Below are 22306 nucleotides of genomic sequence, written 5' to 3'. Positions count from 1 at the left end.
CTCAGCTCTGCCGGACCAGCCCGAGCACCTCGTCGCGGACCGACTCCATCTGTTCCTGGCTGTGGGCCTCACCGTTGAAGCGCAGGAACGGCTCCGTGTTGGAGGGGCGCAGGTTGAACCACCAGGTGCCATCAGCCGCACGGACGGTCAGCCCGTCCATATGGGAGATCTCCACGTCGCGGTCGGCGAAGGTGCTCTCCACGCGCTGCGCAGCGGCTGCCTTGTCCTCGACTTCGGAGTTGATCTCACCGGAGGCGGAGTAGGGGTTGAACTCGGCGGCGAATTCGCTCAGCGGACGGTCCTGGCCGCCGAGCGAGGCCAGCACGTGCATCGCGGCGAGCATCCCGGTATCAGCGTTGAAGAACTCGCGGAAGTAGTAGTGCGCGGAGTGCTCCCCGCCGAAGATCGCCTGCTCCTGCGCCATCACGGCCTTGATGTAGGAGTGGCCCACGCGGGTCTCCACGGCGCGTCCGCCGGCCGCCTTCACCAGTTCGGGCACAGCCTGCGAGGTGATCAGGTTATGGATCACGACCGGGGTGTCTTCGCCTTCGGCCTGCGCACGGGCGATCTCGCGGCGGGCCACCAGGGCCGTCACTGCAGAGGGGGAGACGGGCTCGCCGCGCTCATCGATCACGAAGCAGCGGTCGGCGTCGCCGTCGAAGGCCAGGCCGATGTCGGCGCCGTGTTCGGTGACCGCGGCCTGCAGGTCGCGGAGGTTCTCAGATTCCAGCGGGTTGGCCGGGTGATTCGGGAAGGTGCCGTCAAGCTCGAAGAACAGCGGCGTGATGTCCAGCGGAAGCGCCGCGAGCAGGTCATCGCCGAGCACCGCGCTGGTGGTGAGTCCGGCCATGCCGTTGGCGGCGTCGACGACGACCTTCAGCGGGCGGATCTGGGAGAGATCCACCAAGGAACGCAGGTACTCGGAGTACTGGCCCAGGATGTTGACGGTCTCCACGGTGCCGGGCTCCCCGGCAGCGGGGATCTCTTCTGCTTCGAGGTAGGCCTGCGCGGCGTCCCGGATATCCTCCAGACCGGTCTCGGAGGACAGGGGTACGGCGCCGGCCTTGGACATCTTCATGCCGTTGTACTCGGCCGGGTTGTGGCTTGCAGTGAAGACCACCCCGGGCGCGTCCATGATGCCGGAGGCGAAGTAGAGCATATCCGTGGAGATGAGCCCGAGCTGGGTCACATTCGCTCCGCGGGAGGTGGCGCCAGAGGTGAACGCCGCGGCGAAGTCGCCCGAGGAGGCCCGCATGTCACCGCCGACGAGCACAGTCTGCCCGGCGAGGCCCAGGACGTCGACGAAGGCGGCGCCGACGGCGCGCACCGACTCTTCGGTGATGGTCTCGTCCACGAGGCCGCGGACGTCATATGCCTTGAATGAGGCTGAGAGATCAATGGTCACGGGCAATATCGTACGGGAGCGCAATTCATCTAGCCCGCGCACAGGTAGACAGACGTAGACTGACCCTGTGGAAATACTTGTGGTACTTGCAGTAGGCGTCTTGTTGTTCCTGGGAATCCGCATGCTCATGCAGCGGCAGGCGCAGAAGCTCAACGAGGGCATCAAAGAGGGTGTGACGCCGGAGAACGCCCGGAAGGCGGCGCTCGCGCTCAACGATGAGCAGCACCGCCAGGTGTATCGCGCCATCGGGGCGGAGGACGGGCGCCGCGCGCTCGCCGTCTTCAAACAGTCCACCGGTGCGAACATCAAGGACTGCATCATCGCGGTCCAGGCGCTGCATGCCTTTCCACAGCAGTCGCCCTCCGAGATCCGGGCTGAGGAGGAACTGGGCGACGGTGCGGTCTCCAGTCCACTGAATACGCAGGACTCGGCCGATAACAACGATGAGGTCCTCGACGGCGAACTGGTCGAAGACGTGATCGACGGGGTCCGCGACGACGCAGATGCCGACGACAGCGACCCGAGCAAGCCCATCGGTGAGGCCGATCCGCAGACCGGCGAGATCCTCGGCGAGAACAGCCAGCAGATTCCTGACATCCCCGGCGGCGAGCCGCGCACCCCGGGAGAAACCCCGCAGGACGTGGACGAGCGGGCCCGTCGGCTGATGGCCGAGTCCGGATTCAACCCCGAGGACGAGCTCACCATCCCCGAGGACTGGGGCTCCGAGGAAGAAGAGATGGCCGGATTCCACCTCGAGGTCCAGCGCGGGGAGGAGAAGATCACCCTCTCCCACGATGATCTTGAGCCCTGGGTCCACGACCAGCTCTACGCCCTGCTTCGTGATGATCTGGTGGACGAGGCGGCCGAACTGCTCTCCGCCCACTCCCCGCTGACCAAAGAGGAAGCACGCAAGTTCCTCGTGGTCTTCAAGAACCAGACCTGAGGTCTGCACGCATAATCCCCCTTTTGTGACGTGAATCCCTATAAGCTCGAGTGAATTCTCGTTGATGAAGGGGTATTCGAATGGTTCTTGAGACATGGCACGAAGCTCGCCTGATCCCGACATCTGGAATAGGCAGCCCGATTGAGCAAGAGCGTCGCGCGACGTCCGCCCTTCTGGCAGTCATTGGTGCGGTGGATGAGTTTGGTAAAGCATTGCTCAAACCCTGTGGAGCTCCCGCGGGCCGCATCGAGACATACGTTGAAGTGCCATTCGAACTCGGCAAGAAGTCGCTTCGTCCGGATGGTGTGATTCGGGTGGTGCGGGGGAAGAAAGAGTGGACCGCGCTGGTCGAGGTCAAGACCTCGGTGAACACCTTGGAGGTCGAGCAGGTCGAGAATTACCTTGATATTGCCAAAGAGAATTCCTACGATGCGGTCATCACGATCTCCAACGAGATCCCACCGGTCGTGGGGGCTCATCCGTTGACCTTGGATAAGCGCAAGGTCAAGCATGTCCCCGTGTATCACTTTTCCTGGGTGCGGATCGTCTCGACGGCCTTGATGCAGAAGGAAGTTCACGGCGTCGAGGATCCCGATCAAGCGTGGATCCTGGGAGAGCTTATTCGGTACCTGGAACACCAGAACTCCGGAGCGTTGGCGTTCACAGATATGGGCGCCTCATGGACCAAGGTTCGTGAGGATGCGCGCAAGGGTGTCTTGAGAAAAGCCGACCCGGATGTCCTCGACGTAGCGGCCAAATTCGATGCTTTGGTCCGGTATACCTGTCTCAGGCTCGGACAGAAGCTGGGTACCGAAGTCTTTCCCCAGCTCCCTCGTCGGCAGATCCAGAACCCCAAGGAACGCACGGCCGAACTCGTGGACGAGCTGGTCGCTGACAGCGTCCTCGCCGCAAAGATCCGGATCCCGGACACCGTGGCAGACCTTGAGGTTCGATGCGATCTGCGGGGTCAACAGATTCATGTCTCTGTCACGGTCCCCGCCTCTGGCCACGCGAGAAGCGAGACCCGCGCGCGCTGGCTGCTTCGGCAGCTCTCCGACGACCTTCAAGACGTTGTCATCGAAGCGAGTGGACGCGGACGCAAGGTGGCGGTCCCGCTGAGTGAAGCGCGCAGTGACGAGAAGGCATTGGCTCCAGATTCGGACTGGGAGATCAGCCGTTTCAAGGTGACACATATCTACCCCCTCGGCGTGGCCAGATCCACCCGCGCCAAGTCTTCCTTCATCGATTCGGTGAGCAATTCCGTCGACGACTTCTACGGTCGTGTGCTTCAGAGATTGAAACCCTGGAATCCTCCCGCTCCCAAACTTCGGTCCCAGCCCGAGGAGCGGAAGGTCGACGACCAATACACGTCGACCGATCTCTCCTCCATGGACTCCAGTGAACCCGCTACGCAGCCCACAGAGTCACTGACAGAGAGCTGACGTGCCCGAAGGAGACACCGTATTCCGCCAAGCCGCCGTGCTTCACGCTGCGCTGGGGGCTAGAGAGCTCACCAGCAGCGACTTCCGGGTGCCGGCCTATGCCACGGTGGATCTCTCCGGTCGCGTCGTCGAACGGGTGATCGCCCGAGGCAAGCACCTGCTCATGCAGCTCGGTGATTTGACGGTGCAGTCCCATCTGAAGATGGAAGGCACCTGGCATGTCTACGCCCGTGAGGCCGGCGGTCGAGTCCAATGGAGACGCCCGGCGCATACCGCGCGCTGCGTGCTGCGCACGGCGGAGAATGAGGCCGTGGGGTTCTCCCTCGGCGAGCTGCATGTCCTGTCTCCGGCCGAGGAGGAAGAGAAGCTCGCGCACCTGGGACCCGATCTGCTCGGACCCGATTGGGACTCCGCGGAAGCCACACGCCGGTTGCTCGCCGCTCCGCAGCGCAGCATTGGAGTGGCACTGCTCGATCAGCGGAATCTCGCCGGAGTGGGCAATGTCTTCCGCAGCGAGATCTGTTTCCTTGCCGGGGTCCTGCCCAGTCGCTCCGTGGCCGAGGTGCCTGATCTCGATCGAGTCATCCAACTCTCGGAGAAGTTGCTCCAGGTCAACAGGCTGCGGACCAGACGGTGCACCACCGGCAATCCAACAGCGGGCCCGCCGTACTGGGTCTATGGGCGTGGAGGCAAACCCTGTATGCGCTGTGGCACGCGGCTGCGCCGCGGGGAGCTTGGAGAAGCGGAGCTGCGCCAAGCCGCAGTGCCCGATCGCGTGATCTATTTCTGTCCCTCGTGCCAGACGTAGTCTGAGCACCAAGGACCAGACCAGCACAGAAGCGAGGACTGACTCGATGAGCTCCACACCCGCTGTCATCATCTTCGATGTGAACGAGACCCTCTCTGACATGACCACCCTCGCCGGTGCGTTCGAGGAGAGCGGCATGCCCTCCTCGCTCGTCCGGCCGTGGTTCGCTGAGCTTCTGCGCGACGGGTTTGCCCTCACCGCCACGGGGCAGAACCCGGTCTTCGCCGACCTGGCTGCAGACGGCCTGCGCCGGCTGCACGCTGAATACTCCGAGACGAGATCACCGGAGCAGTCCGTGGAGACGATTCTCCAGGCCTTCACGAATCTCCAGATGCATGCCGACGCAGCCCCGGGAATCCGTGCCCTGGGGCGCCTCGCTCAGCTCGTGACTCTGAGCAACGGGGCCACCTCGGTGGCCGATTCGCTGCTGCGCAGGTCGGGAGTGCGGGACGAGTTCTCTGCGCTGCTCAGCGTCGAAGAGGCGCTGCGGTGGAAGCCCGCGCGCGAGGCCTACGACTACGCCGCGCAGAGCCTCGACCGGCCCGTCGAACAGCTGATGCTGGTGGCGGTTCACCCCTGGGACATCCACGGTGCACACGCCGCAGGTCTGCGCACTGCCTGGATCAATCGCCGGCGGGCCTCATACCCGTCCTACTTCGCCGCCCCAGATGTCGAAGCCGCGGATCTGGTCGAGCTTGCGGAGAAGCTCCAGCTGCCCACCTGAACGGGCGTCACGCTTCGGCTCTCTTCCCTCAGGGCGCCTGTGAAGCGGACTCTGAAAAGGTGGTGAACGCAATGTCCACAGCGTCGACAATCTCCACGTCGGACTCGTGTACTGCCCAGTGGGAGAACGCGGTGTCGAAACAGGTGAGCGCGGTATGGACGAGGACCCGTGCGCGCAGCGTGCTCCAGGCGGCAGGCTCCCCCAGCTGTGGTGCGAGCACCGGAACCAGGGACTGTGCGAGGTTCATCTGCTGTTCCAGGTGCCCGGCACGCAGGCTGTCGCTGGTGTTCACCACCCGCAGCAGGCGCGACCACCGGTCGCGCTGCGTCTGCACCTGCTCAGAGACGTTGCGCAGCGTCTGATGCAGCGCCTCCCAGGGGCCTAGCCGGGTGAGGTGCTCGGTAAGGAGCTCGGGCAGGTCGACGCTGGTGGGCGGCAGGTCCCCGAAGAGGACGTCCTCTTTGGTGCCGAAGTAGCGGTAGAAGGTCCGCGGAGAGATCCCTGCAGCGGTGGCGATGTCATCCACCGGCGTCTCGTCGTAACCGCGTTCCTCGAACAGGCGCAGTGCGACGTCGGCCAGCTCCCCGCGCATCGCGCCTCGGGTGCGTTCCCTGATGCCGATCGATTCGTCCATGTGTCCAGTCTAACTATCGAATCTGGCAGACTCTGCCACATTAGTCATATAGTGTCGTCGCGAGGGGTCGTTCGCGATCCCACCAGTCTTCGAAACGTGGTTTTCATTCAAGGAGTTCTCCAGTGTCCGTCAGCACAGCGCCAGAAACGCGGCCAGAAACGATCGATCCACGGGGGATGCGAGTCATCTGGCTGCTGCTGCTCTCCGCCTTCGTTGCGATCCTCAACGAGACCACCATGGGCATCGCGATTCCCCATCTGAACGTCGAGCTCGGCATTGCTCCCTCGCTCGGCCAGTGGCTGACCAGCGCCTTCATGCTGACGATGGCCGTGGTCATCCCCGTGACGGGTCTGGTGATCCAGCGCTTCAGCACCCGCGGGGTCTACCTGACCGCGATGACCCTGTTCACCGTGGGCACGCTGATCTGCCTGATCGCCCCGGGATTCGCGGTGCTGCTTCTGGGTCGGATCATCCAGGCATCAGGAACGGCGATCATGATGCCGCTGCTGATGACCACGGTGATGAACGTCGTCCCGGAGCACTCCCGAGGTCGGATCATGGGCCGTGCGGGCATCGTGATGGCCCTCGCGCCCGCCATCGGTCCCACCGTCTCGGGTCTCATCCTAGATTCGCTGTCCTGGCGCTGGATCTTCGGCCTGATTCTTCCGATCGCCGTGATCGCCCTGCTGATCGGGGCACGGTGGATGCTGAACCTCGGCGAGTCACAGCCTCGTCGGATCGACGTGGCCTCGATCGTTCTCTCCGCCCTGGGCTTCGGCGGAGCGGTCTTTGCACTGAGTCAGTTCGGCAGCGCCCACGGCGGCGAGTCCGCACTGTCCGCGGCAGGGGCGTCGCTGCTGCTGGCCGGCGCCGCGATCCTGCTCACGCTCTTCGTCTGGCGCCAGCTGCGCCTCCAGCGCAGTGAGCAGGCGCTGCTGGACCTCCGGGTCTTCCGCTCGCTGAACTTCACGATGTCCGTGGCGGTCATGTCGATCGTCGCCCTGGCGATGTTCGGAAGCCTCACCCTGCTGCCGCTTTATCTGCAGAACGTCGCCGGACTCTCCGCCACCCAGTCCGGGCTCATCATCCTCCCCGGCTCCATCATCATGGGCCTCCTGGGTCCTGTGGTCGGTGCCATCTATGACGCCCGGGGTCCGCGTCCGCTGCTCATTCCGGGAACCCTGCTGGTCTCCGCCGGACTCTGGTCCTACAGCACCGTCGGACAGGACACCTCCGTCGTGGTCCTCGCCGTGATCCAGGTGGCGATGTCCATCGGCCTGGCGATGTCCTTCACCCCACTGTTCTCCGCCTCGCTGAGCTCCCTGCGGCCGAATCTCTACTCCCACGGCTCGGCTGTGCTGAACACCCTCCAGCAGGTGGCCGGCGCGGCCGGCGTCGCGGTGCTGATCACCACGATGTCTTCGGTGGCAGCCGATCAGCCCGGGACGGTGAGTGAGATCGCGGCGCAGGCGGCTGGCGCTCAGTCGGCCTTCATGACTGCAGCGATCATCTCCCTGGCCGCCGTCGTCGGAGCGTTCTTCGTCCGCTCTCCGTCACGGTCCACCCCCGCGCAGACCTCCGCGGACCCCAGCTGAAGCGTCCCTCATCGGAACCGCCCCGTCTGAGGATCAGCGTTTCGAGAGGGCCTTCTCGTGGTGGACGGCCTCGGCCCCGGTCTTCTCAGATTCCACCAGGTACACCGGGTCATCGGTGGAGGCGCGGAACGTCTGATCGGCGAACTCGAGGTCCTTGGTGTGTCTGCTCTTGACCGTGCCGTGGGTCTTCCCCTGCGGCGTGTTCCAGGAGACCTTGTCACCTGTGCTGAATGCCATGTCTGGTGCCTGCTTTCCTCGGATCGGTGAGCTGCGCTGCGGTGCTGATCACGCGTCGTCGTCGAACTTCTCTCGATTTGCCCAGGTGCGACCGGGGTCCCCGCCCCACGCGTCCCAGGCGACGCGCCCCGGAGTGGGGAAGCCGTCCTGGCCCTGCAGAAATCCTTCGGTGTCCCGGTCCACTGCGTGGCGCGCGAAGTACTGGCGCATCTTGTGGATGTCCTCCAGCGGGACCGAGGCGCCCTCGGCGAGCTGCTGGGCGCGGTGACGGCCGGTGTCGGTGAAGCCCTTGCCGGCCTTGCCCTCATCGATCCAGGCCAGCGCACGCTGGGCGGCCTTCTGCACGTCCTGCGGGGGAGTGCGGTCAGTCATCGGTTACCTCCTCGAAGCGTTGGTCCGATTCACTCTAGCGACGGCGGCGGATCAGCACTGCGGCCAACACGGTACACAGGACGTACACCAGGCCGACGGCGATCCAGCCCACCGTGAACCCGCCCGGCGAGCTGACGATGATCCCCATCATGAGCGGGCCGATGGCGAAGCCGGTGAACATCCCGGCCGTGACGACACCGCTGGAGGAGGCCATCGAGGCCGAAGGGATGCTGCGCAGCAGCACGCTCATCAGCACCACCGAGACGCCCAGTGCCGAGGCGCCATGCAGGACCACCGCCGTCCAGAGCAGCGGAGCCCAACCGGTGGCCTGCGCGCTCAGGAAGGCGACGACGCCGGACAGCGCGGTCAGTGCCAGGGCGAGGAGCAGCACCGGGCCCGAGGTGCCGCGCGCCATCACCCGCGCCCAGCCCACGCGGGCGGTCACTCCCACCACACCGGCGACCGCGGCCGTGGCCCCGCCGAGCACCAGGGAGAAATCCAGCTCGCGCACGGCGAAGAGCGGCAGGTAGACGTTCGTCGCCTGGACGCCGATCCCGTTGAGGCAGCCGAAGGCGGCCAGGGCCCACACTGCGGCCGAATGTCCGGGCCGCAGCGTCGCGGCCGCCGTGGCAGGGGAGGGGCCGGTCTCCTCGGGGGTGACACGGGTGTCATGAAGCAGCGGCACGGCGCGCAGCGTGCGCCAGGTCAGCACCAGGAGCCCCAGCGGGAGAAGCGTGGCCAGCAGCGCAGTGCCGCGCCAGCCGATGAGCAGGGCCAGCAGCGGAAAGGTCAGGCTGGCCACCAGCTGGCTGACCTGGACCCCGGACTGTTTGATGCCCACCCAGCCGATGCGTTTCTGCGCGGGAACACGCTCGAGCAGGACCCGGTTCGTCACACCGTTGGGGAAGGACTGGGCGAAGCCGGAGAGTCCAGCGGCGATGATGAGGACCAGGTAGCCGCCCGGTACGCCGGCGAGGACCAGCGCGAGCGTGGACATCAGGAAGACGGCGGTCATCAGGCCGAGGTCGGAATGGCGATCCGCTAGACGGCCCAGGGTTGCGTTGCCGAGCGCGGCGCAGGCGAAACAGGTGGTGGCCAGCAGGCCGAACTGCGCCTCGTTGATGCCCAGATCGGTGATGATCTCTTCACTGGTGGCGCTGAGGCCATAGAGCAGCAGCGGGCCGACGCCCACGGCGCCGAGCAGGACCGTCAACAGTCCCGCTCCGGGCGTTGCTCGGCGCATGCCCACCTCCGCTGTGCCACCGGTGTCCGCGTGGTCGGTGCGAGACGTTTCCTCTGACGAGACGCGTGCGCGCCTCTCAATGTTGAGCGGAGCGCGTGGGATTCGAACCCACGGTGCGGGGTTGCCGCACACTGGTTTTCAAGACCAGCTCCTTCGGCCGCTCGGACAGCGCTCCCCCGACTTTTCAGTCGGCATGGAGCTCTCCAGGCTTTCGTGGAAAACTCCAGACACAGACTATACGTGAGTGACCAGTACGGATCGAGTTGAGGAGCGTGAGCATGCGAGCAGTGCACTACGACGGCGCGGGCGGACCCGAGGTCATCTCCGTCACCGAGGTGGCGGATCCGGTTCCGCAGGCAGGTGAAGTGCTCATCGAGGTGGTCGCCGCCGCGTTGAATCGTGCTGACGTGATGCAGCGTGCCGGCATGTATCCGCCGCCGAAGGGCGCCTCCGAGATTCCGGGACTCGAGGTCTCCGGACGCGTGGTGGCCGCTGGGCAGGGGAGTGACCTGGCGGCTGAGGAGCTCATCGGCAAAGAGGTCGTCGCGCTGTTGGCCGGCGGGGGATATGCCGAGAAGGTGGTGGTGGACGCTCGCCATGTGCTGCCCGTGCCCGCCGGAGTCAGCCTCACCGATGCCGCGGGGCTGATCGAGGTCGCGGCCACGGTGCACTCGAACCTGCGCGGGGAGGCGCAGGTCCGGGCCGGTGACACGGTCCTGGTCCATGGAGGCACCGGGGGGATCGGCTCCTTCGCGCTGCAGCATCTCCGCGCCCTCGGTGCTGAGGTGCTGACCACTGTCGGTTCCGCAGAGAAGGCGAGCCTCGCCGTCGAGCTGGGAGCCGATCACGTGATCAACTACCGCACCGAGGACCTTGGGCAGCGCGTCCAGGAGATCAGTAAGGGCCGTGGAGTGGACGCGATCCTCGACGTCGTCGGGGCGAAATACCTGGAGACGAATCTGGCGTCTCTGGCCACCGGGGGTCGCATGGTCATCATCGGACTGCAGGGCGGGCGCAAGGCCGAGGTGGACCTCGGGCTGATGCTGGCCAAACGGCTGCGGATCATCGCCACCACGCTGCGCTCCCGCGACGCCGAGGCCAAGGCCGCGATCGTCCAGGCGGTGGGAGCCGAGGTGTGGCCGCTGCTCGAGTCCGGGCAGATCAGGATCCAGACGGACAAGACGTTTCCCCTGCAGGAGGTCGCCGCGGCTCACGAGTACTTCGACTCCGGCGCGCACACCGGCAAGGTCCTGCTGACCATGAGCTGAGCTCGTCCCCTCCCGCGTTGAGGGGCGGATTCTCCGGGCATCTCAAGCCGATCGAGGCCCCAACTGCTCAGAGATTCCGCCGCTCAACGCTGGGGTGGGGTGCTGAACGGGTGCCGGGACGGTTTCGATAGACTTCTGCCCATCATGATGAAGCTCTTTCCACGCCGTCGACGTGCCCGCCGCCTTGAGAAGGAGCTGGGCAAGGGGCTGTGGCGTCAGGCGCATGACCGCTATGTGCGCGGCTTGGACCGCTACCACCAGGTCATAGAGGGCATCGAGGATGATGAGACCTACAGCCGGCTCGTAGTGATCGGTGACGAGCTCGCCGATCAGCTGGACACCGTCTATGAGCTTTGCCGACAGGCCGAGAGCAGCCATCCCAGCCAGGATCTGCAGGTCCCCGGCGGCGCGACCAAACTCCATTCATCACTGTCCCGTGCGGCCAATCACTTGGCGACGACGGCGGAGGCCGCGGCCATGGTCCGGCTGGGGCACGGGCAGGCCGTGGCAGTGCGACGTCGCGCCGACCAGGTTCGAGCCGCGCTTCAGGATGCGCAGGACTCGTCCGTCTGAGTCCCGTTCTGTGCGGGCCCCAGCGGGGTCATGCAGGATTCCGCGGGGTCATGCAGGGTTCAGCGGGGCCAACGGGTCAGCCGACGACGTCGGTGAGCAGCCCCGCCAGTCGGCGCCCGGCGTCCACCAGGGAGACCCGGTGGAGGTCGTCGATCTCCTCGTGGGTGAACCAGCGGACATCATCGGTTGAGCCCGCTGGTTCCACGGTCAGCGTGCCGCCGGTGACGCGCGCTCGGTAGATGATGCGCAGATTCTGCAGGGGTGTGCCCCGCTGGTGCGGGTGCAGCCGTCGCTCTCCGGGAATGATGAGATTGTCGATGCCGAGCAGCTCCTGCACCTCGGCGTCGTATCCGGATTCCTCCAGGATCTCACGCACCACTCCGTCCGCCGGATCCTCGCCGGGGTCGAGGCCTCCACCGGGCAGAGTCCACCCCTGTGCGGTCTCGTCGACGTACCAGTGCGGCAGCAGCATGCGCCCGGAGTCGTCGGTGATCACGGCATAGGCGGCCACGCGGAGGTCCATGGGGGCACTGTAGCACCGGGTATGTCCGTCCTCCGGTCTAGTCTGAGCGGAACTGAAAGGTGGGTGCATGACGCAGGTTCAAGGTCCCAGGCTGCGGGAGCAGAGGCATCTGGATCTCGCCGCAGGTGACGAGACAGAGCTTCGACAGACCGCCCAGGCGGACAGGATCATCCTTGAAGACGCCGATCTCTCCGCGGCTGATCTCTCGGGTGGTCGATTGACCGAGTGCGTGCTGCGTTCGGTGACCATGGGCGACGCCGACCTCACCGCGGCCTCCGTCGTAGAGTCCAGCTGGGAGCGGGTGAACAGCGCGCACTTGAAGGCGCCGCGATCCACGTGGAGGGACGTGACGCTCCAGGACAGCCGTCTGGGCGTGGCTGAACTGCACGACGCAGGCATCAGCGGCTTGGTGGTCCGTGGTTGCAAGCTGGACCTGGTGAATCTTCGCAACGCCGTGCTCGCTGATGTGCACTTCGAGGACTGCGCCATCGGGGAGCTGGACATCTCCGGTGCCCGCGCGAACCGGGTGAGATTCACTGGCTGCACCGTGGGCACACTGGAAGCACGGCAGGCCAGGCTGAAGGATGTTGACCTTCGCGGCGCCCAGCTGCACCGGCTGGTGGGACTCGCCGGGCTGAAAGGCGCAGCGATCAGCTCCGAGCAGCTTCTTGACCTGGCGCCGTCGCTGGCGGCGCACCTGGGCCTGGTGGTGGACCCGTCCTAGCCGTTGCCCAGCACGGCCCACGCGATCAGCTTGTCCAGGCGACGCACATCCACCTGCCTGCCGACCTTGATCTTGATCAGGCCGGCACGGGTCCAGAGTTCGAGCTCGCCGTTGAGATCCATGAGTTTGCCGGCGTTCTCTGAAGACCACATATTGATCGAGGAGTAGGGGACCGAATACATCTCGACCTTCTTCCCCGTGAGTCCCTGAGCATCCCGGACGATCAGCCGCTTGTTCGTGAAGACCGCACTGTCCCGGAAGGTCTGATAAGCGGCAATGGCCTGTTCGCCCTGGACCAGGAGGTCCTGGATGTCGCCGGGAATTGACACTTCATTGACAAAGGTCCAGCTGGTCAGGGCATTCAACTCGGGCATCTCGGTTCTCCTTGTGAATCGGTATCGATCTTGATATTTACTGACTTCTGATCTCCTTCGCAAACCTATAACAGGCGGGTAGGGTCGAGTAATGGATAAGACAACGAAGAAATGTATTGTCTGGGCCGTTGTCTGCTTCTTCGTCGCTGCTGGCATTCAGATGCTCTGGCCGTTGTTCATCACGTCGGGAGGCGACTCTTCGTGGGACCCGAACCTCTTCTCTGGAGTTCTTCAGCCCTTGCTGTCCCTTCTTCAGGGCGCGGCGATGTCCATCGGTGGTGCTCTGGTCGGCGCGGCCGTGGTGATCCATTGGCTCACCTCCCGGGCGTCAGTCACGAAGGGGGCGTCGTCCCACCTCAGCTGATTGTTGGGGGGGATTTCGACCACTCGCAGCAAGAGAACATTCTTGTGAGCAGCGCGAAAGGGTCGCGCCGGCTCCAGGGTCTAGAAGCTAGACATGTGTGACACTGGTCTCGGGATCGACTTCCCCCGGTGAAAGGACCCCGAGGATGAAAGAGCAGCTCAAGATCGGCCTTGCGTTCGTCGGCCTCGTAGTCGGGGCCGGATTCGCGACGGGGCTTGAAGTGATCCAGTACTTCATGTCCTTCGGCCTGACCGGTCTCTGGGGCATCGTGCTGGCTGGTGTCATCATGGCCGCCGCTGGTGCGGTCATTCTGCAGCTGGGATGCTTCTTTCTGGCCGAAGAGCACCACAGCGTCTTTCGCCAGATCGCCCATCCGGTCATCTCCCGGACTCTGGACATCGCTGTGATTCTCACTCTCTTCTGCATCGGATTCGTCATGCTCGCCGGGGCGGGATCGAACCTTGAGCAGCAGTTCGGCCTGCCCACCTGGATCGGGTCGCTGATCATGGTGGTGCTGGTTGCGGCCACCGGACTGCTCAACGTCAATAAGGTCAGCAACATCATCAGCGGTGTCACCCCGCTGCTGATCATCGCGGTCGTCACCGTGTTCGTCTACACGTTGTTCAACCTGCCGGGTGATTTCGGGCAGCTCAGCGAGCTCGCCAGCGCAGAGGCCTCCCCGGTCAGCCCGTGGTGGCTCTCAGCCCTGAACTACGTGGGCCTGGCTCTGATCCTCGGGGTCTCGATGTCCCTGGTGATCGGCGGGTCCCACAGCAGCCTGCGTGCGACGATGCGCGGGGGCCTGCTCGGCGGGATCGTCTACACGATCCTGCTCGCGATGCTGGCGTTCACGATGCTCGCGAACATTGAGGTGGTCGCTGGCGACGACGTGCCCACACTGAGCCTGTTCGAATCGATCCACCCCGTTCTGGCCTTGATCATGACGTTCATCATCTTCCTCATGATCTACAACACCGCCATAGGCATGTTCTTCGCCCTCGGCAAGCGGGTCACAGCATCTCGCCCGCAACGGTATGTCCCGGTGTTCTTCGTGCTGTGCGCGATGGGCTATGGGGTGAGTTTCGTGGGCTTCGAGACCCTGATGGCCTACGTCTACCCAGTCCTGGGGTATCTGGGCCTGGCGATGATCGTCCTGCTGGTCGGGTGGTGGGTCAAGGCCCGGAAGAAGCTCTCCGCCGAGGCCCGACGCCGGGAACGCATTCGCGACCTCACCGAGCAGCGCGAGGATCCCGCTCAGGAATTTGGGGAGAAACACCAGGCGGAGCTCCAGGGAGCCCTCGGCGAGTCGGAGGCCGACTCCGTTCGGCTCGAGCACGTGGTCACTGGTGAGCTCGCCCTGAACGGCGTCACCTCCACGCAGGACTCGAAGACACATGACGAGCGCTCGACGGAGTGAAAGGCGCGAGACAGGTCACCTTCGGCTGGAATGTCGGCAACTCAATAGGCTGCGACACCGACTTCCCCAGGTTGAGTACTCCCTCCGGTGAATGACAACGAAGCATTCCACGGAACGTGCACCGGGCGCCCGCTCAGGAGAGACTCCTGTTCCACCCCTCACCGATTCTGGTGGAATCCCGCAAGGATTCTCTTGCAACAGGAGCAGTGCGGTACCTTGAATTAACAGCTCAAGCAGTGGGCTCTTGATCAACTTTCAAGGGTGACTTCGTGCAGAGCTTTTTTCTTTCTCCTGTGACCGCCGACTCCTGTCTCTCGGTGATCGGATGGCATCCAAGACCTCGGCGTCGGTGGTGCATGCCATGAGCCACGTCGATGAGTCATTGTCTGATTCGCCACGGATGGTCTGCATGACGCAGTCCCCCGCGGACGCGGTCAGTCTGTTCGCTCACGAGACGCTCGCAGGAGTGATCGTCGATCCTGGGGACCATCCGATGGGCCTGGGTGTGCTGGCGCAGTATCGAGACGGCAGCCCTCGCCCCCCGCTGATCTTCAACGCGGCTCACCCCGTCGGAGTGCCCTGCCCGGAGTCCGTCCTTTCCTCCACACGAGCCTCGGAGAGACCTCCGCCCCGCGCGTCGCCGCTGCGTGTCAAGTCACCGATGGAAAGTCGATGACACATCCTCTCGCTCACCCGCCCGCCCCACGGCCCAGCGACCAGACCCTGCCTCGTCCCTTCCGGAAGGTTCGACTGGGCTGCGTCCCCCACGCATCAACCACAGATTTCCCAAGGAGCACCACTATGCCGACCATCGCCGAACTCATGCGCCCCGATGTCCCACTCCTGAGCGCACAATGCACCCTGGAAGAAGCGTCCCGCGCGTTCGAACGATCCGGAATCGAGAGCCTTCCTCTGTGCGACCCGCAAGGCGTGCTGCTCGGCATCGTGGACCGCAGCGACATTTCGCGAGCCTTCAAGGCGCTGGGGGAACTGGCGAACTCCCTCAGGGCTCAACACCTGATGCACCCCGACGCTCCCAGCATCGGAATCCACGACACCGTGGAGAAAGCGATGGCAGAGATGGGAATCCACCAGACCCGATATCTGCCGGTCCTCGCGGGCTCCACCGTCCAGGGCATGCTCACCAGTGCTGATATCGCACACGCTGGCCCTCGCGTTCGTATCGAAGAGCTCATCGAGCACGTCAGCTTCCCTGAGGACCGGTCCATCTCAACTCCTCGCGCGTCGTGAACGCCGCCAAGGCATCCCACGGGGCCGACGATGAACCGGGCGCGACCGGCGTACACCCCAACACACCCTTCGGAGTATCTCGAGCTGCACGGCATTCCGCTCTCGGGGCTCAGCGCGTTCTAGAAGCAGATGGTCGAGGTCGGTCGCACCTGGCACCCGCCAGGAGCTAAAGCGCAGTCCTGGAGAGCTCTACGAGTTCAGCGCTCTTGTCCCACAGCCCGGCTGCCAGTGCCGCGTCCGCGGCCTGGGGGTTGGTCTGGGCGATCTTCTGCTTCTCGTAGTACTCACCCGGGACCCACTCCCGACCCGGAGTGCCCTCGGCGAGCCACACCAGGGGTGCCGCGCCCTTTTCGGGGCTGATGAGACCGGTCAGTCGGCCAAGGGGGGTCTGGTAGATGAACCGCATCACGCTGGTGGTATCTGAGGCGAAGCTTGTCCTCACGTTTCCGGGGTGGAAGGCGACCGCAGAGATCCCTCGGTCGGAGAACCGTCGGTCGAGTTCCTTGGCAAAGAGGATATTGGCCAGCTTCGCGTCACCGTAGGCCTTATTGGCGGAGTACTTCCGCTCGTTGTTGAGGTCATCGAGGTCGATCTTCCCGAAGATGCGCGCGGCTACGCTGGCCGTGTTGATGATGGACGCGTTGCTCACCGTGAGAGTGTCCATCAGGAGATTGGTGAGCAGGAACGGTGCGAGGTGGTTGACCTGCAGCGTCTTCTCGAGCCCATCGGCTGTACGGGTCTGGTCCCCGAAGATGCCGCCGGCGTTGTTGACCAGCACATCGATCCGGGGATAGTGGTCCTTCAACCGCGCAGCAAGCGCCCTGACCTCGGAGAACCTGGTGAAGTCCGCAAGGAAGAACTCGGTCTTGAGCTCCCGTGCCAGGGACTCGGTCTTGTGCTTGGAGCGACCCACCAGGGCTACGGTGTGGCCGTCGGCGACGAGCTGGCGGGCGGCCGCAGCTCCGATGCCGTCGCTGGCACCTGTGAGGATGATGGTTTTTCCGGGCATGGTCTCTCCTTGATGGATGGATCTGCTGATGGCGGTGGCTGCGCGTGGGGCTGGGTCAGAGGGTGCGAGCGTGGACCACCGTCGACGCAAGGGCGAGCATGAACACGATGATGTCACCTGCGGAGGTACGGATGCGCGCGCGGCGTAGCGGGCACGTACCGGGACGGCACAGCCCCTAACAAAAGGTCCGTGCCACGCGGAGAGGTGGAATTCAGGCCTGCCCCGCTGTTCGCCTAGGCTGACGCGTGACCACCCAACACGTCTGGTCGAGCTCGGGGGAGGGCCCAATGCCCGCGAAGGAGCACTTCTGCGGGCATCCCGTCGCCGGACCTGGCACTCCAGTCAATGCTGAATCCTAGGAGAAGAGGACCTCTATGAAGACGAAGACGAGCGCAGCGCTTGCAGCCTTGGCTCTGCTGACCCTTACCGGCTGCGACGCCCAGTCCGGCCCGGCCGACGAGGCGGAACCCGAGGAACAGGTCGAGAGCACGGCGCCCGTCCTCGAAAGCGACACCGGCCCCGCGGATGAAGATGCCGAAGACATCGAAGACGACGAAGAGACCTCCGACTGACCGACGTGGCGAGAACTTCACCTGCGTCGTAGACCCAAGTGGAGGCGACGTGCACGTCCGGTAGCTGGCGCTTCAGTCTCCCTGTTCCCAATCTGCCGGTCCGGTGGATCCGGCAGGATACTCCTGCAGGACAACCTCCCCGGTACGCCATTGGGCGCGAATCTCGTCAATGATCCGCCAGGCATACTCGGCGGCCTCAGCGCGGATGGAAAGGGTCGGATCCCCGTTCAGCACACCGTTGAGGACCTCGCCATACGGATTCAGCCGCCCAGCCCCGAGATCAGTGCTCAGTGTGGCTCGATCAATGGTGAACGGGTCGCCAGGGCCCGTGACGTTCATCCCCATCGCCATGCCGTTGGGACCCAGAAATATGCGCAGCTCATTGGGGCGGCTCTCCCCGGTCAGCCCTCCGGGTAGATGTGGGACACCGCGGAAGGTCAGGACGATCTCTCGGCGAGGCTCGCCGAGAGCCTTCCCGGACCGAAGGACGAAGGGAACCCCGGACCACCGCCAGGTGGCCGATTCCAAGGTGACCTCGGTCAGGGTTTCAGTTTCTCGCGCCGGGTCCACACCCTCCTCATCGACGTAGGAGGACAGCTCCCGGTCCCCGATGGTGCCCGCGGTATAGCGGGCTCGCCGACTGGCGCGCGCCGGGTCACCACCGAAGGGTCGCACGGCTCGCAAGGCAGCGGTCTTGGCGAGGCGGAGATCGTCGCCGTGCACGTTCAGCGGGGCCTCCATAGTGACCAACGCCATCACCTGGAGGAGGTGGGATTGGATCATATCCACCAGCGCCCCTGCCCGGTCGTAGTAGCCGGCCCGGTTCTCCAGCCCGAGAACCTCGTCGTAGACGATCTCCACTTTCGCGATGTGCTCTCGGTTCCAGAGCGGCTCGAACAGCCGGTTTGTGAAACGCACTCCGAGGATGTTGAGCACAGTGGATTCACCCAGGAAGTGGTCGACCCGGAAGATCTGGTCCTCCGGCACCAAAGCACTGAGCCGCTGGTTGAGCTCTCGGGCGCTGTGCTCGTCAACTCCGAAAGGCTTCTCCAGGACCAGTACCGTGCCGTCCGGCAGCCCGACCTGTTGCAGCACCTCGATGGCCGCGGTGGTCACCGCCGGGGGCAGGGCGAAGTACAGAGCGGGGGTCCCGGTGACTGCATTCAACAGCTGCTTCAGGTCCTCGGGAGACGAGGCGTCGGTGGCCAGGTACTCGGTGTGGGCCACAAGGTGGTCCACGGCCGGGCCACTGGCCTCGACCGTATTGAATGCCTTCTGGACGGTGAGGGACCACTGTTCACCCTCCTGCGGAGCGAGGTCTGTGCCGATCAGGCTGATCCGGCGGTCCGGTTGTTCGGTGAGCACCCGGCCCAATCCAGGCAGCAGCAGTCGAGAGGTGAGGTCCCCGGTGGCACCCAGGATGACGAGAGTTTCGATGTTCTCCATGACTGCACGGTACCGGGCCTTGGGGGCAGGCGGGGCGACGACCTATCAGGCAATGGCGCCCATGGCCGCGGCATCTCGACCACGTTGCACTGAATGACCACGTTGCACTGAATGGTTGAATGAACCTATGACTTCGGATGCCCAGATCAGGTCCACCCCGTTGGAGGACTACGCGCTGCTCTCCGATATGCACACCGGTCCGCTGGTGTCCCGCCAGGGAAGCATCGATTGGCTGTGCTTCCCGCGTTTCGACTCCGCCGCGGTGTTCGCAGCGCTGCTGGGCACCCCGGAGAACGGGCGGTGGAAGCTCTCGGCCGTGGACGGAGAAGTGGTCGCGCGCCGCTATCTTCCGCGCACGTTCGTGCTCGAGACCACCTGGGAGACTCCCACCGGGTCCGTGGTGGTCACCGACTTCCTGCCGCCGGGCAGTCAGCAGGCCGACCTGGTCCGGCGGGTGAAGTGCGTCTCCGGAAGGGTGGAGGTTGAGCATGACCTGCGCATCCGTTTCGACTACAGCCGGGCGAAGCCCTGGACCCGACGGGTGGATCTCGACGGCGAAGGGGCCTCCGGTCTGCTCTCGGTGGCCGGCCCGGACGCGTTGTTGCTGTCGGGACCGCTGCTGCATCCGCACGAGGACCAGCAGCAGACGACGCGGACTGAGGAGCACCACGGCGCATCCCCGGAAGGGCACCCCGACGATTATCAGGGGGCCGTGGCCGATCGGCTCACCGGGGTGTTTGCCCTGGAGTCGGGGGAGTCTGCTGACTGGGCACTGACCTGGCATCAGTCACACCTGCAGCCGCCCACACCAGAGGACCCGCAGGCGGCTCTTGAGCGCACAGTGGAGTACTGGACTCAATGGTCCGCGCGCGTAGAGGCGGATGCAGAGCAGGATCACTCCGTGCTGCGCTCCCTGATGGTTCTGCGAGCGCTGACCAACAGCGACACCGGGGGGATCGTGGCCGCCCCGACCACCTCCCTGCCCGAGGAGTTCGGAGGCAGCCGCAACTGGGACTACCGCTACACGTGGCTGCGTGACGCGGCCCTGACCATCGAGGCCCTCATAGCTCATGACTTCACCGACGGCGCCCTGCACTGGCGCAACTGGTTGCTGCGCGCCGTCGCAGGCGACGCGGACGGCATCCAGATCATGTATGGGATTGCCGGGGAGCGCCAGCTGCCCGAGAGCACCCTTGATCACCTGGTCGGCTACGAAGGGTCGGTGCCGGTACGGGTCGGCAACGATGCTGTGGGTCAGTACCAGGCCGACGTCGTAGGTGAGGTCATGCTCGCCCTTGCTGAACTGCGCGGGGCCGGGGTGGCAGAGGACGAGTTCTCCTGGGCGCTTCAGAAGAATCTGCTGCGTTTCGCCGAGCAGAACATGGATCGATCCGGTCACGGGATCTGGGAGATGCGCGGAGAACCCGCGTTCTTCGTGCACGGCCGCGCCATGATGTGGGCGGCATTCGACCAAGGCATCCGCGCCGTCGAGGAGCACGGCTTCGACGGGCCCGTGGAACGGTGGCGGAGTCTGCGGGAGCGGCTTCGCGAAGAGATCATGCAGCACGGCTTCAACGAGGAGCTGAACTCCTTCACCCAGACCTATTCCAACGCCGAGGTGGACGCCTCCCTGCTGCAGCTGCCGCACACAGGGTTCGTCGCCTACGACGATCCGAAGATGCTCGGCACCGTGGCTCGGATCGAGGACGACCTGCAGGATGAGCACGGGCTGCTGCACCGCTACCGCACCGACACCGGCCTGGACGGATTGGATGGGGACGAGTATCCGTTCCTCATCTGCACCTTCTGGCTTGTGGAACAGTACGCGTTCAGCGGACGCATCGCCGAGGCGGCGACACTGTTGGACCAGCTCTCCAGTTACGCCAACGACCTCGGGCTGTTTGCCGAGGAATACGATCCGAAGAGCGGGCGGTTGGCCGGAAACTTCCCGCAGGCCTTCAGCCACCTGGGGTTCATCCGCGCCGTAGACGCCGTCGCCCGGGCCAAGAAGCGGTCCTGACCGGTAGAAGGCTTGAGGGACTTCGCGAGGCGCACGCCCGCGGCCTGGCTTCGACGGTCGTGATTCCGCGTCGCCGGGTCGCTCTGAGTGGTGCCAGCACGTTACTGAAGTGGATCGCGACTCTCTGCATCAGCGCTGGTCCGACGGCCAGCCCCCGAATCACACAAGCTTCTCGGCGACTCTGTCCTATCCTCCATTCGGTGGTCCCACCGCGCGCGGGGGTGCGGTGGACTCGCGAACGACGAGCTCCGACGCGAGCTGCACGCGACGGTTCGACACATCCTCGCCTCGTGAGAGAGCCAGCACGAGGCGGGTTGCGGTGGCTGCCATGCCTTGCAGAGGTTGGTGGACTGTTGTGAGCTGCGGTGAGACCCATCGAGCCAGGTCAACATCGTCGAAACCAACGACCGAGAGGTCCTGGGGGAGGCTGAGACCTCGCTCACGAGCTGCAAGATAGATTCCGTATGCCTGCTCATCGGATGCGCTGAGGATCGCGGTCGGGGGTTCTTCCAGGTCGAGCAGCTCGCCCCCGAAGGTTTCGCCTCCGGAAACCAGTGAGTCGCCGACCCGCACGAGCTCGGGATTTCTAGCGATGCCACGACGCCCGAGAGCCGAATAGTAACCGTCCAGCCGATCTTCGTGGCATTCGAGGTGGAGTGGGCCAGTGACGAAACCGATCCTCTCGTGACCAAGATCCAACAGGTGCTGCGTGGCATCGCGGGCCCCCACCCAGTCGGCGGCTGCGACCGTGACATAGGACTCCGTGTCGGTACCCACGGGGTCGATCAGCACAACCGGCACCTGCAGACGAGAGAGCTCCTCGCGGGCGTCTTGTGCAAGCTCCGAGACGACGACGACGATTCCGTCCGATCCGCGGGATCGCAGTCGTTCCAGCCAGTCGGGGGCACCTGCCGGCAGACCCTCAGTTGCGGTCACGACGAAATCTGCGCCGGCCCGCGCGGCCTCGGCCTGCGCGCCTCGCAGCAGCTGCAGTGACCACTGCGTCTCAAGTCCAACCGTGACGAAGTCGATGAGCGGCGTCTCGCGGCGAGGTTTCCGGCGTTCGTAACCACGCAGCTCAAGGAGACGCTCGATCTCGATACGCGTCTTCTCGGAGATTCCGGGACGGCCGTTGAGGACACGGGAGACGGTGGGTACGGAGACGCCGGCCTCGCCTGCGATTTCCGCCAAAGTAGCAGTTCGTTCGCCCACGCGACCTCCTGAAGTCTCTGATTTTGGGTATTGACACGTTCGCCACCGTGCTTCTAGTGTAACGTGCATCACAACTTGCAATGCAAGTTGCGTAAAGTCAGTCTATCGACAATTCGCAAGCAAGCTGCGGCGGTGTGGCCGCGATCAACT

24 protein-coding genes and 1 tRNA gene are annotated in these 22306 nt (G+C 64.7%); 14 read left to right on the top strand and 11 right to left on the bottom strand.

What is annotated here, in order from left to right:
• Position 1 precedes the first annotated feature (1 nt).
• Positions 2-1405, bottom strand: coding sequence for a phosphomannomutase/phosphoglucomutase (locus IY716_RS11895; RefSeq protein ID WP_369699702.1), 1404 nt, complete (start codon positions 1403-1405; stop codon positions 2-4).
• Positions 1406-1472: 67 nt separating this feature from the next.
• Here IY716_RS11895 and IY716_RS11890 point away from each other — a divergent pair, with 67 nt between their 5' ends.
• The 4 genes from IY716_RS11890 to IY716_RS11875 all read left to right on the top strand — a co-directional run bounded on the left by IY716_RS11890 (position 1473) and on the right by IY716_RS11875 (position 5322).
• On the top strand, positions 1473-2348 hold the full coding sequence (locus IY716_RS11890) for a hypothetical protein (RefSeq protein ID WP_218222243.1): 876 nt from the start codon (positions 1473-1475) through the stop codon (positions 2346-2348).
• An 80-nt stretch (positions 2349-2428) separates the two neighbouring features.
• Positions 2429-3790 carry a hypothetical protein gene (locus IY716_RS11885; protein WP_218221904.1) on the top strand — a complete coding sequence of 454 codons (1362 nt, stop codon included), beginning with the start codon at positions 2429-2431 and terminating at the stop codon, positions 3788-3790.
• Position 3791: 1 nt separating this feature from the next.
• Entirely contained in the window at positions 3792-4598 is an 807-nt protein-coding gene (locus tag IY716_RS11880; RefSeq protein WP_218221903.1) for a DNA-formamidopyrimidine glycosylase family protein, read from the top strand.
• A 46-nt stretch (positions 4599-4644) separates the two neighbouring features.
• Entirely contained in the window at positions 4645-5322 is a 678-nt protein-coding gene (locus IY716_RS11875; protein WP_218221902.1) for a haloacid dehalogenase type II, read from the top strand.
• Between the two features lie 28 nt (positions 5323-5350).
• Here IY716_RS11875 and IY716_RS11870 read toward each other — a convergent pair whose 3' ends face one another.
• On the bottom strand, positions 5351-5956 hold the full coding sequence (locus IY716_RS11870; RefSeq protein WP_218221901.1) for a TetR/AcrR family transcriptional regulator: 606 nt from the start codon (positions 5954-5956) through the stop codon (positions 5351-5353).
• A 176-nt stretch (positions 5957-6132) separates the two neighbouring features.
• Here IY716_RS11870 and IY716_RS11865 point away from each other — a divergent pair, with 176 nt between their 5' ends.
• Positions 6133-7551: an MDR family MFS transporter gene (locus IY716_RS11865; RefSeq protein WP_218222209.1), complete on the top strand. Its 1419-nt coding sequence runs from the start codon at positions 6133-6135 to the stop codon at positions 7549-7551.
• A gap of 33 nt (positions 7552-7584) precedes the next feature.
• Here IY716_RS11865 and IY716_RS11860 read toward each other — a convergent pair whose 3' ends face one another.
• From IY716_RS11860 to IY716_RS11845, 4 genes are all read right to left on the bottom strand, one after another.
• Positions 7585-7788, bottom strand: coding sequence for a DUF2945 domain-containing protein (locus IY716_RS11860; protein ID WP_218221900.1), 204 nt, complete (start codon positions 7786-7788; stop codon positions 7585-7587).
• Positions 7789-7836: 48 nt separating this feature from the next.
• Positions 7837-8160 (bottom strand): hypothetical protein, encoded by a 324-nt coding sequence (locus IY716_RS11855; RefSeq protein ID WP_218221899.1) that lies wholly within the window; start codon positions 8158-8160, stop codon positions 7837-7839.
• Between the two features lie 34 nt (positions 8161-8194).
• Positions 8195-9403: an MFS transporter gene (locus tag IY716_RS11850; RefSeq protein ID WP_218221898.1), complete on the bottom strand. Its 1209-nt coding sequence runs from the start codon at positions 9401-9403 to the stop codon at positions 8195-8197.
• Between the two features lie 87 nt (positions 9404-9490).
• Positions 9491-9578, bottom strand: a tRNA-Ser gene (locus tag IY716_RS11845).
• A 103-nt stretch (positions 9579-9681) separates the two neighbouring features.
• Between IY716_RS11845 and IY716_RS11840 the strand changes: the two genes are divergently transcribed.
• The gene (locus tag IY716_RS11840) at positions 9682-10671 is read left to right on the top strand and encodes an NAD(P)H-quinone oxidoreductase (protein WP_218221897.1); all 990 of its coding nucleotides are present in this window, start codon (positions 9682-9684) and stop codon (positions 10669-10671) included.
• 144 nt (positions 10672-10815) lie between these two features.
• On the top strand, positions 10816-11244 hold the full coding sequence (locus IY716_RS11835; RefSeq protein ID WP_369699701.1) for a hypothetical protein: 429 nt from the start codon (positions 10816-10818) through the stop codon (positions 11242-11244).
• Between the two features lie 76 nt (positions 11245-11320).
• Here IY716_RS11835 and IY716_RS11830 read toward each other — a convergent pair whose 3' ends face one another.
• Entirely contained in the window at positions 11321-11767 is a 447-nt protein-coding gene (locus IY716_RS11830) for an NUDIX hydrolase (RefSeq protein ID WP_218221896.1), read from the bottom strand.
• Between the two features lie 67 nt (positions 11768-11834).
• On the opposite strand from IY716_RS11830, the gene IY716_RS11825 reads away from it, so the two are divergent.
• Positions 11835-12491: a pentapeptide repeat-containing protein gene (locus tag IY716_RS11825; RefSeq protein WP_218221895.1), complete on the top strand. Its 657-nt coding sequence runs from the start codon at positions 11835-11837 to the stop codon at positions 12489-12491.
• On the opposite strand, the gene IY716_RS11820 is transcribed toward IY716_RS11825, so the two are convergent.
• Entirely contained in the window at positions 12488-12865 is a 378-nt protein-coding gene (locus IY716_RS11820; RefSeq protein WP_218221894.1) for a PH domain-containing protein, read from the bottom strand. The two genes, IY716_RS11825 and IY716_RS11820, sit on opposite strands and share 4 nt — an antisense overlap.
• Before the next feature lie 91 nt (positions 12866-12956).
• Between IY716_RS11820 and IY716_RS11815 the strand changes: the two genes are divergently transcribed.
• From IY716_RS11815 to IY716_RS11800, 4 genes are all read left to right on the top strand, one after another.
• Positions 12957-13229: a hypothetical protein gene (locus IY716_RS11815; protein WP_218221893.1), complete on the top strand. Its 273-nt coding sequence runs from the start codon at positions 12957-12959 to the stop codon at positions 13227-13229.
• Positions 13230-13374: 145 nt separating this feature from the next.
• Entirely contained in the window at positions 13375-14646 is a 1272-nt protein-coding gene (locus tag IY716_RS11810) for a hypothetical protein (protein WP_218221892.1), read from the top strand.
• 409 nt (positions 14647-15055) lie between these two features.
• Positions 15056-15322, top strand: a complete 267-nt coding sequence (locus IY716_RS11805; RefSeq protein ID WP_218221891.1) for a hypothetical protein — start codon at positions 15056-15058, stop codon at positions 15320-15322.
• Positions 15323-15447: 125 nt separating this feature from the next.
• Entirely contained in the window at positions 15448-15897 is a 450-nt protein-coding gene (locus tag IY716_RS11800) for a CBS domain-containing protein (protein WP_218221890.1), read from the top strand.
• A 166-nt stretch (positions 15898-16063) separates the two neighbouring features.
• On the opposite strand, the gene IY716_RS11795 is transcribed toward IY716_RS11800, so the two are convergent.
• On the bottom strand, positions 16064-16906 hold the full coding sequence (locus tag IY716_RS11795) for an SDR family NAD(P)-dependent oxidoreductase (protein WP_218221889.1): 843 nt from the start codon (positions 16904-16906) through the stop codon (positions 16064-16066).
• A gap of 374 nt (positions 16907-17280) precedes the next feature.
• Here IY716_RS11795 and IY716_RS11790 point away from each other — a divergent pair, with 374 nt between their 5' ends.
• Positions 17281-17478: a hypothetical protein gene (locus tag IY716_RS11790; RefSeq protein WP_218221888.1), complete on the top strand. Its 198-nt coding sequence runs from the start codon at positions 17281-17283 to the stop codon at positions 17476-17478.
• 72 nt (positions 17479-17550) lie between these two features.
• Here the strand turns inward: IY716_RS11790 and IY716_RS11785 are convergent, their stop codons facing one another.
• Positions 17551-18924 (bottom strand): glucose-6-phosphate dehydrogenase, encoded by a 1374-nt coding sequence (locus IY716_RS11785; protein ID WP_218221887.1) that lies wholly within the window; start codon positions 18922-18924, stop codon positions 17551-17553.
• A 127-nt stretch (positions 18925-19051) separates the two neighbouring features.
• Between IY716_RS11785 and IY716_RS11780 the strand changes: the two genes are divergently transcribed.
• Complete coding sequence (locus IY716_RS11780; protein ID WP_218221886.1) at positions 19052-20944, top strand: glycoside hydrolase family 15 protein; 1893 nt, start codon at positions 19052-19054, stop codon at positions 20942-20944.
• A gap of 186 nt (positions 20945-21130) precedes the next feature.
• Here IY716_RS11780 and IY716_RS11775 read toward each other — a convergent pair whose 3' ends face one another.
• On the bottom strand, positions 21131-22156 hold the full coding sequence (locus IY716_RS11775; protein ID WP_218221885.1) for a substrate-binding domain-containing protein: 1026 nt from the start codon (positions 22154-22156) through the stop codon (positions 21131-21133).
• Positions 22157-22306 lie beyond the last annotated feature (150 nt).

This window comes from Nesterenkonia sp. Act20 (assembly GCF_019173455.1).
Lineage (GTDB): Bacteria > Actinomycetota > Actinomycetes > Actinomycetales > Micrococcaceae > Nesterenkonia.
This window is presented reverse-complemented; position numbering and strand designations above follow the sequence as displayed.

Excerpts from the sequence above, each read along its gene's own strand:
- IY716_RS11850 (WP_218221898.1), bottom strand. The coding sequence starts at position 9,403 with ATGCGCCGAGCAACGCCCGGAGCGGGACTGTTGACGGTCCTGCTCGGC.
- IY716_RS11865 (WP_218222209.1), top strand. The coding sequence starts at position 6,133 with ATGCGAGTCATCTGGCTGCTGCTGCTCTCCGCCTTCGTTGCGATCCTC.
- IY716_RS11780 (WP_218221886.1), top strand. The coding sequence starts at position 19,052 with ATGACTTCGGATGCCCAGATCAGGTCCACCCCGTTGGAGGACTACGCG.
- IY716_RS11830 (WP_218221896.1), bottom strand. The coding sequence starts at position 11,767 with ATGGACCTCCGCGTGGCCGCCTATGCCGTGATCACCGACGACTCCGGG.
- IY716_RS11860 (WP_218221900.1), bottom strand. The coding sequence starts at position 7,788 with ATGGCATTCAGCACAGGTGACAAGGTCTCCTGGAACACGCCGCAGGGG.
- IY716_RS11795 (WP_218221889.1), bottom strand. The coding sequence starts at position 16,906 with ATGCCCGGAAAAACCATCATCCTCACAGGTGCCAGCGACGGCATCGGA.
- IY716_RS11800 (WP_218221890.1), top strand. The coding sequence starts at position 15,448 with ATGCCGACCATCGCCGAACTCATGCGCCCCGATGTCCCACTCCTGAGC.
- IY716_RS11835 (WP_369699701.1), top strand. The coding sequence starts at position 10,816 with ATGATGAAGCTCTTTCCACGCCGTCGACGTGCCCGCCGCCTTGAGAAG.
- IY716_RS11805 (WP_218221891.1), top strand. The coding sequence starts at position 15,056 with ATGACGCAGTCCCCCGCGGACGCGGTCAGTCTGTTCGCTCACGAGACG.
- IY716_RS11870 (WP_218221901.1), bottom strand. The coding sequence starts at position 5,956 with ATGGACGAATCGATCGGCATCAGGGAACGCACCCGAGGCGCGATGCGC.
- IY716_RS11790 (WP_218221888.1), top strand. The coding sequence starts at position 17,281 with ATGAAGACGAAGACGAGCGCAGCGCTTGCAGCCTTGGCTCTGCTGACC.
- IY716_RS11825 (WP_218221895.1), top strand. The coding sequence starts at position 11,835 with ATGACGCAGGTTCAAGGTCCCAGGCTGCGGGAGCAGAGGCATCTGGAT.
- IY716_RS11785 (WP_218221887.1), bottom strand. The coding sequence starts at position 18,924 with ATGGAGAACATCGAAACTCTCGTCATCCTGGGTGCCACCGGGGACCTC.
- IY716_RS11820 (WP_218221894.1), bottom strand. The coding sequence starts at position 12,865 with ATGCCCGAGTTGAATGCCCTGACCAGCTGGACCTTTGTCAATGAAGTG.
- IY716_RS11810 (WP_218221892.1), top strand. The coding sequence starts at position 13,375 with ATGAAAGAGCAGCTCAAGATCGGCCTTGCGTTCGTCGGCCTCGTAGTC.
- IY716_RS11840 (WP_218221897.1), top strand. The coding sequence starts at position 9,682 with ATGCGAGCAGTGCACTACGACGGCGCGGGCGGACCCGAGGTCATCTCC.
- IY716_RS11815 (WP_218221893.1), top strand. The coding sequence starts at position 12,957 with ATGGATAAGACAACGAAGAAATGTATTGTCTGGGCCGTTGTCTGCTTC.
- IY716_RS11855 (WP_218221899.1), bottom strand. The coding sequence starts at position 8,160 with ATGACTGACCGCACTCCCCCGCAGGACGTGCAGAAGGCCGCCCAGCGT.
- IY716_RS11875 (WP_218221902.1), top strand. The coding sequence starts at position 4,645 with ATGAGCTCCACACCCGCTGTCATCATCTTCGATGTGAACGAGACCCTC.
- IY716_RS11885 (WP_218221904.1), top strand. The coding sequence starts at position 2,429 with ATGGTTCTTGAGACATGGCACGAAGCTCGCCTGATCCCGACATCTGGA.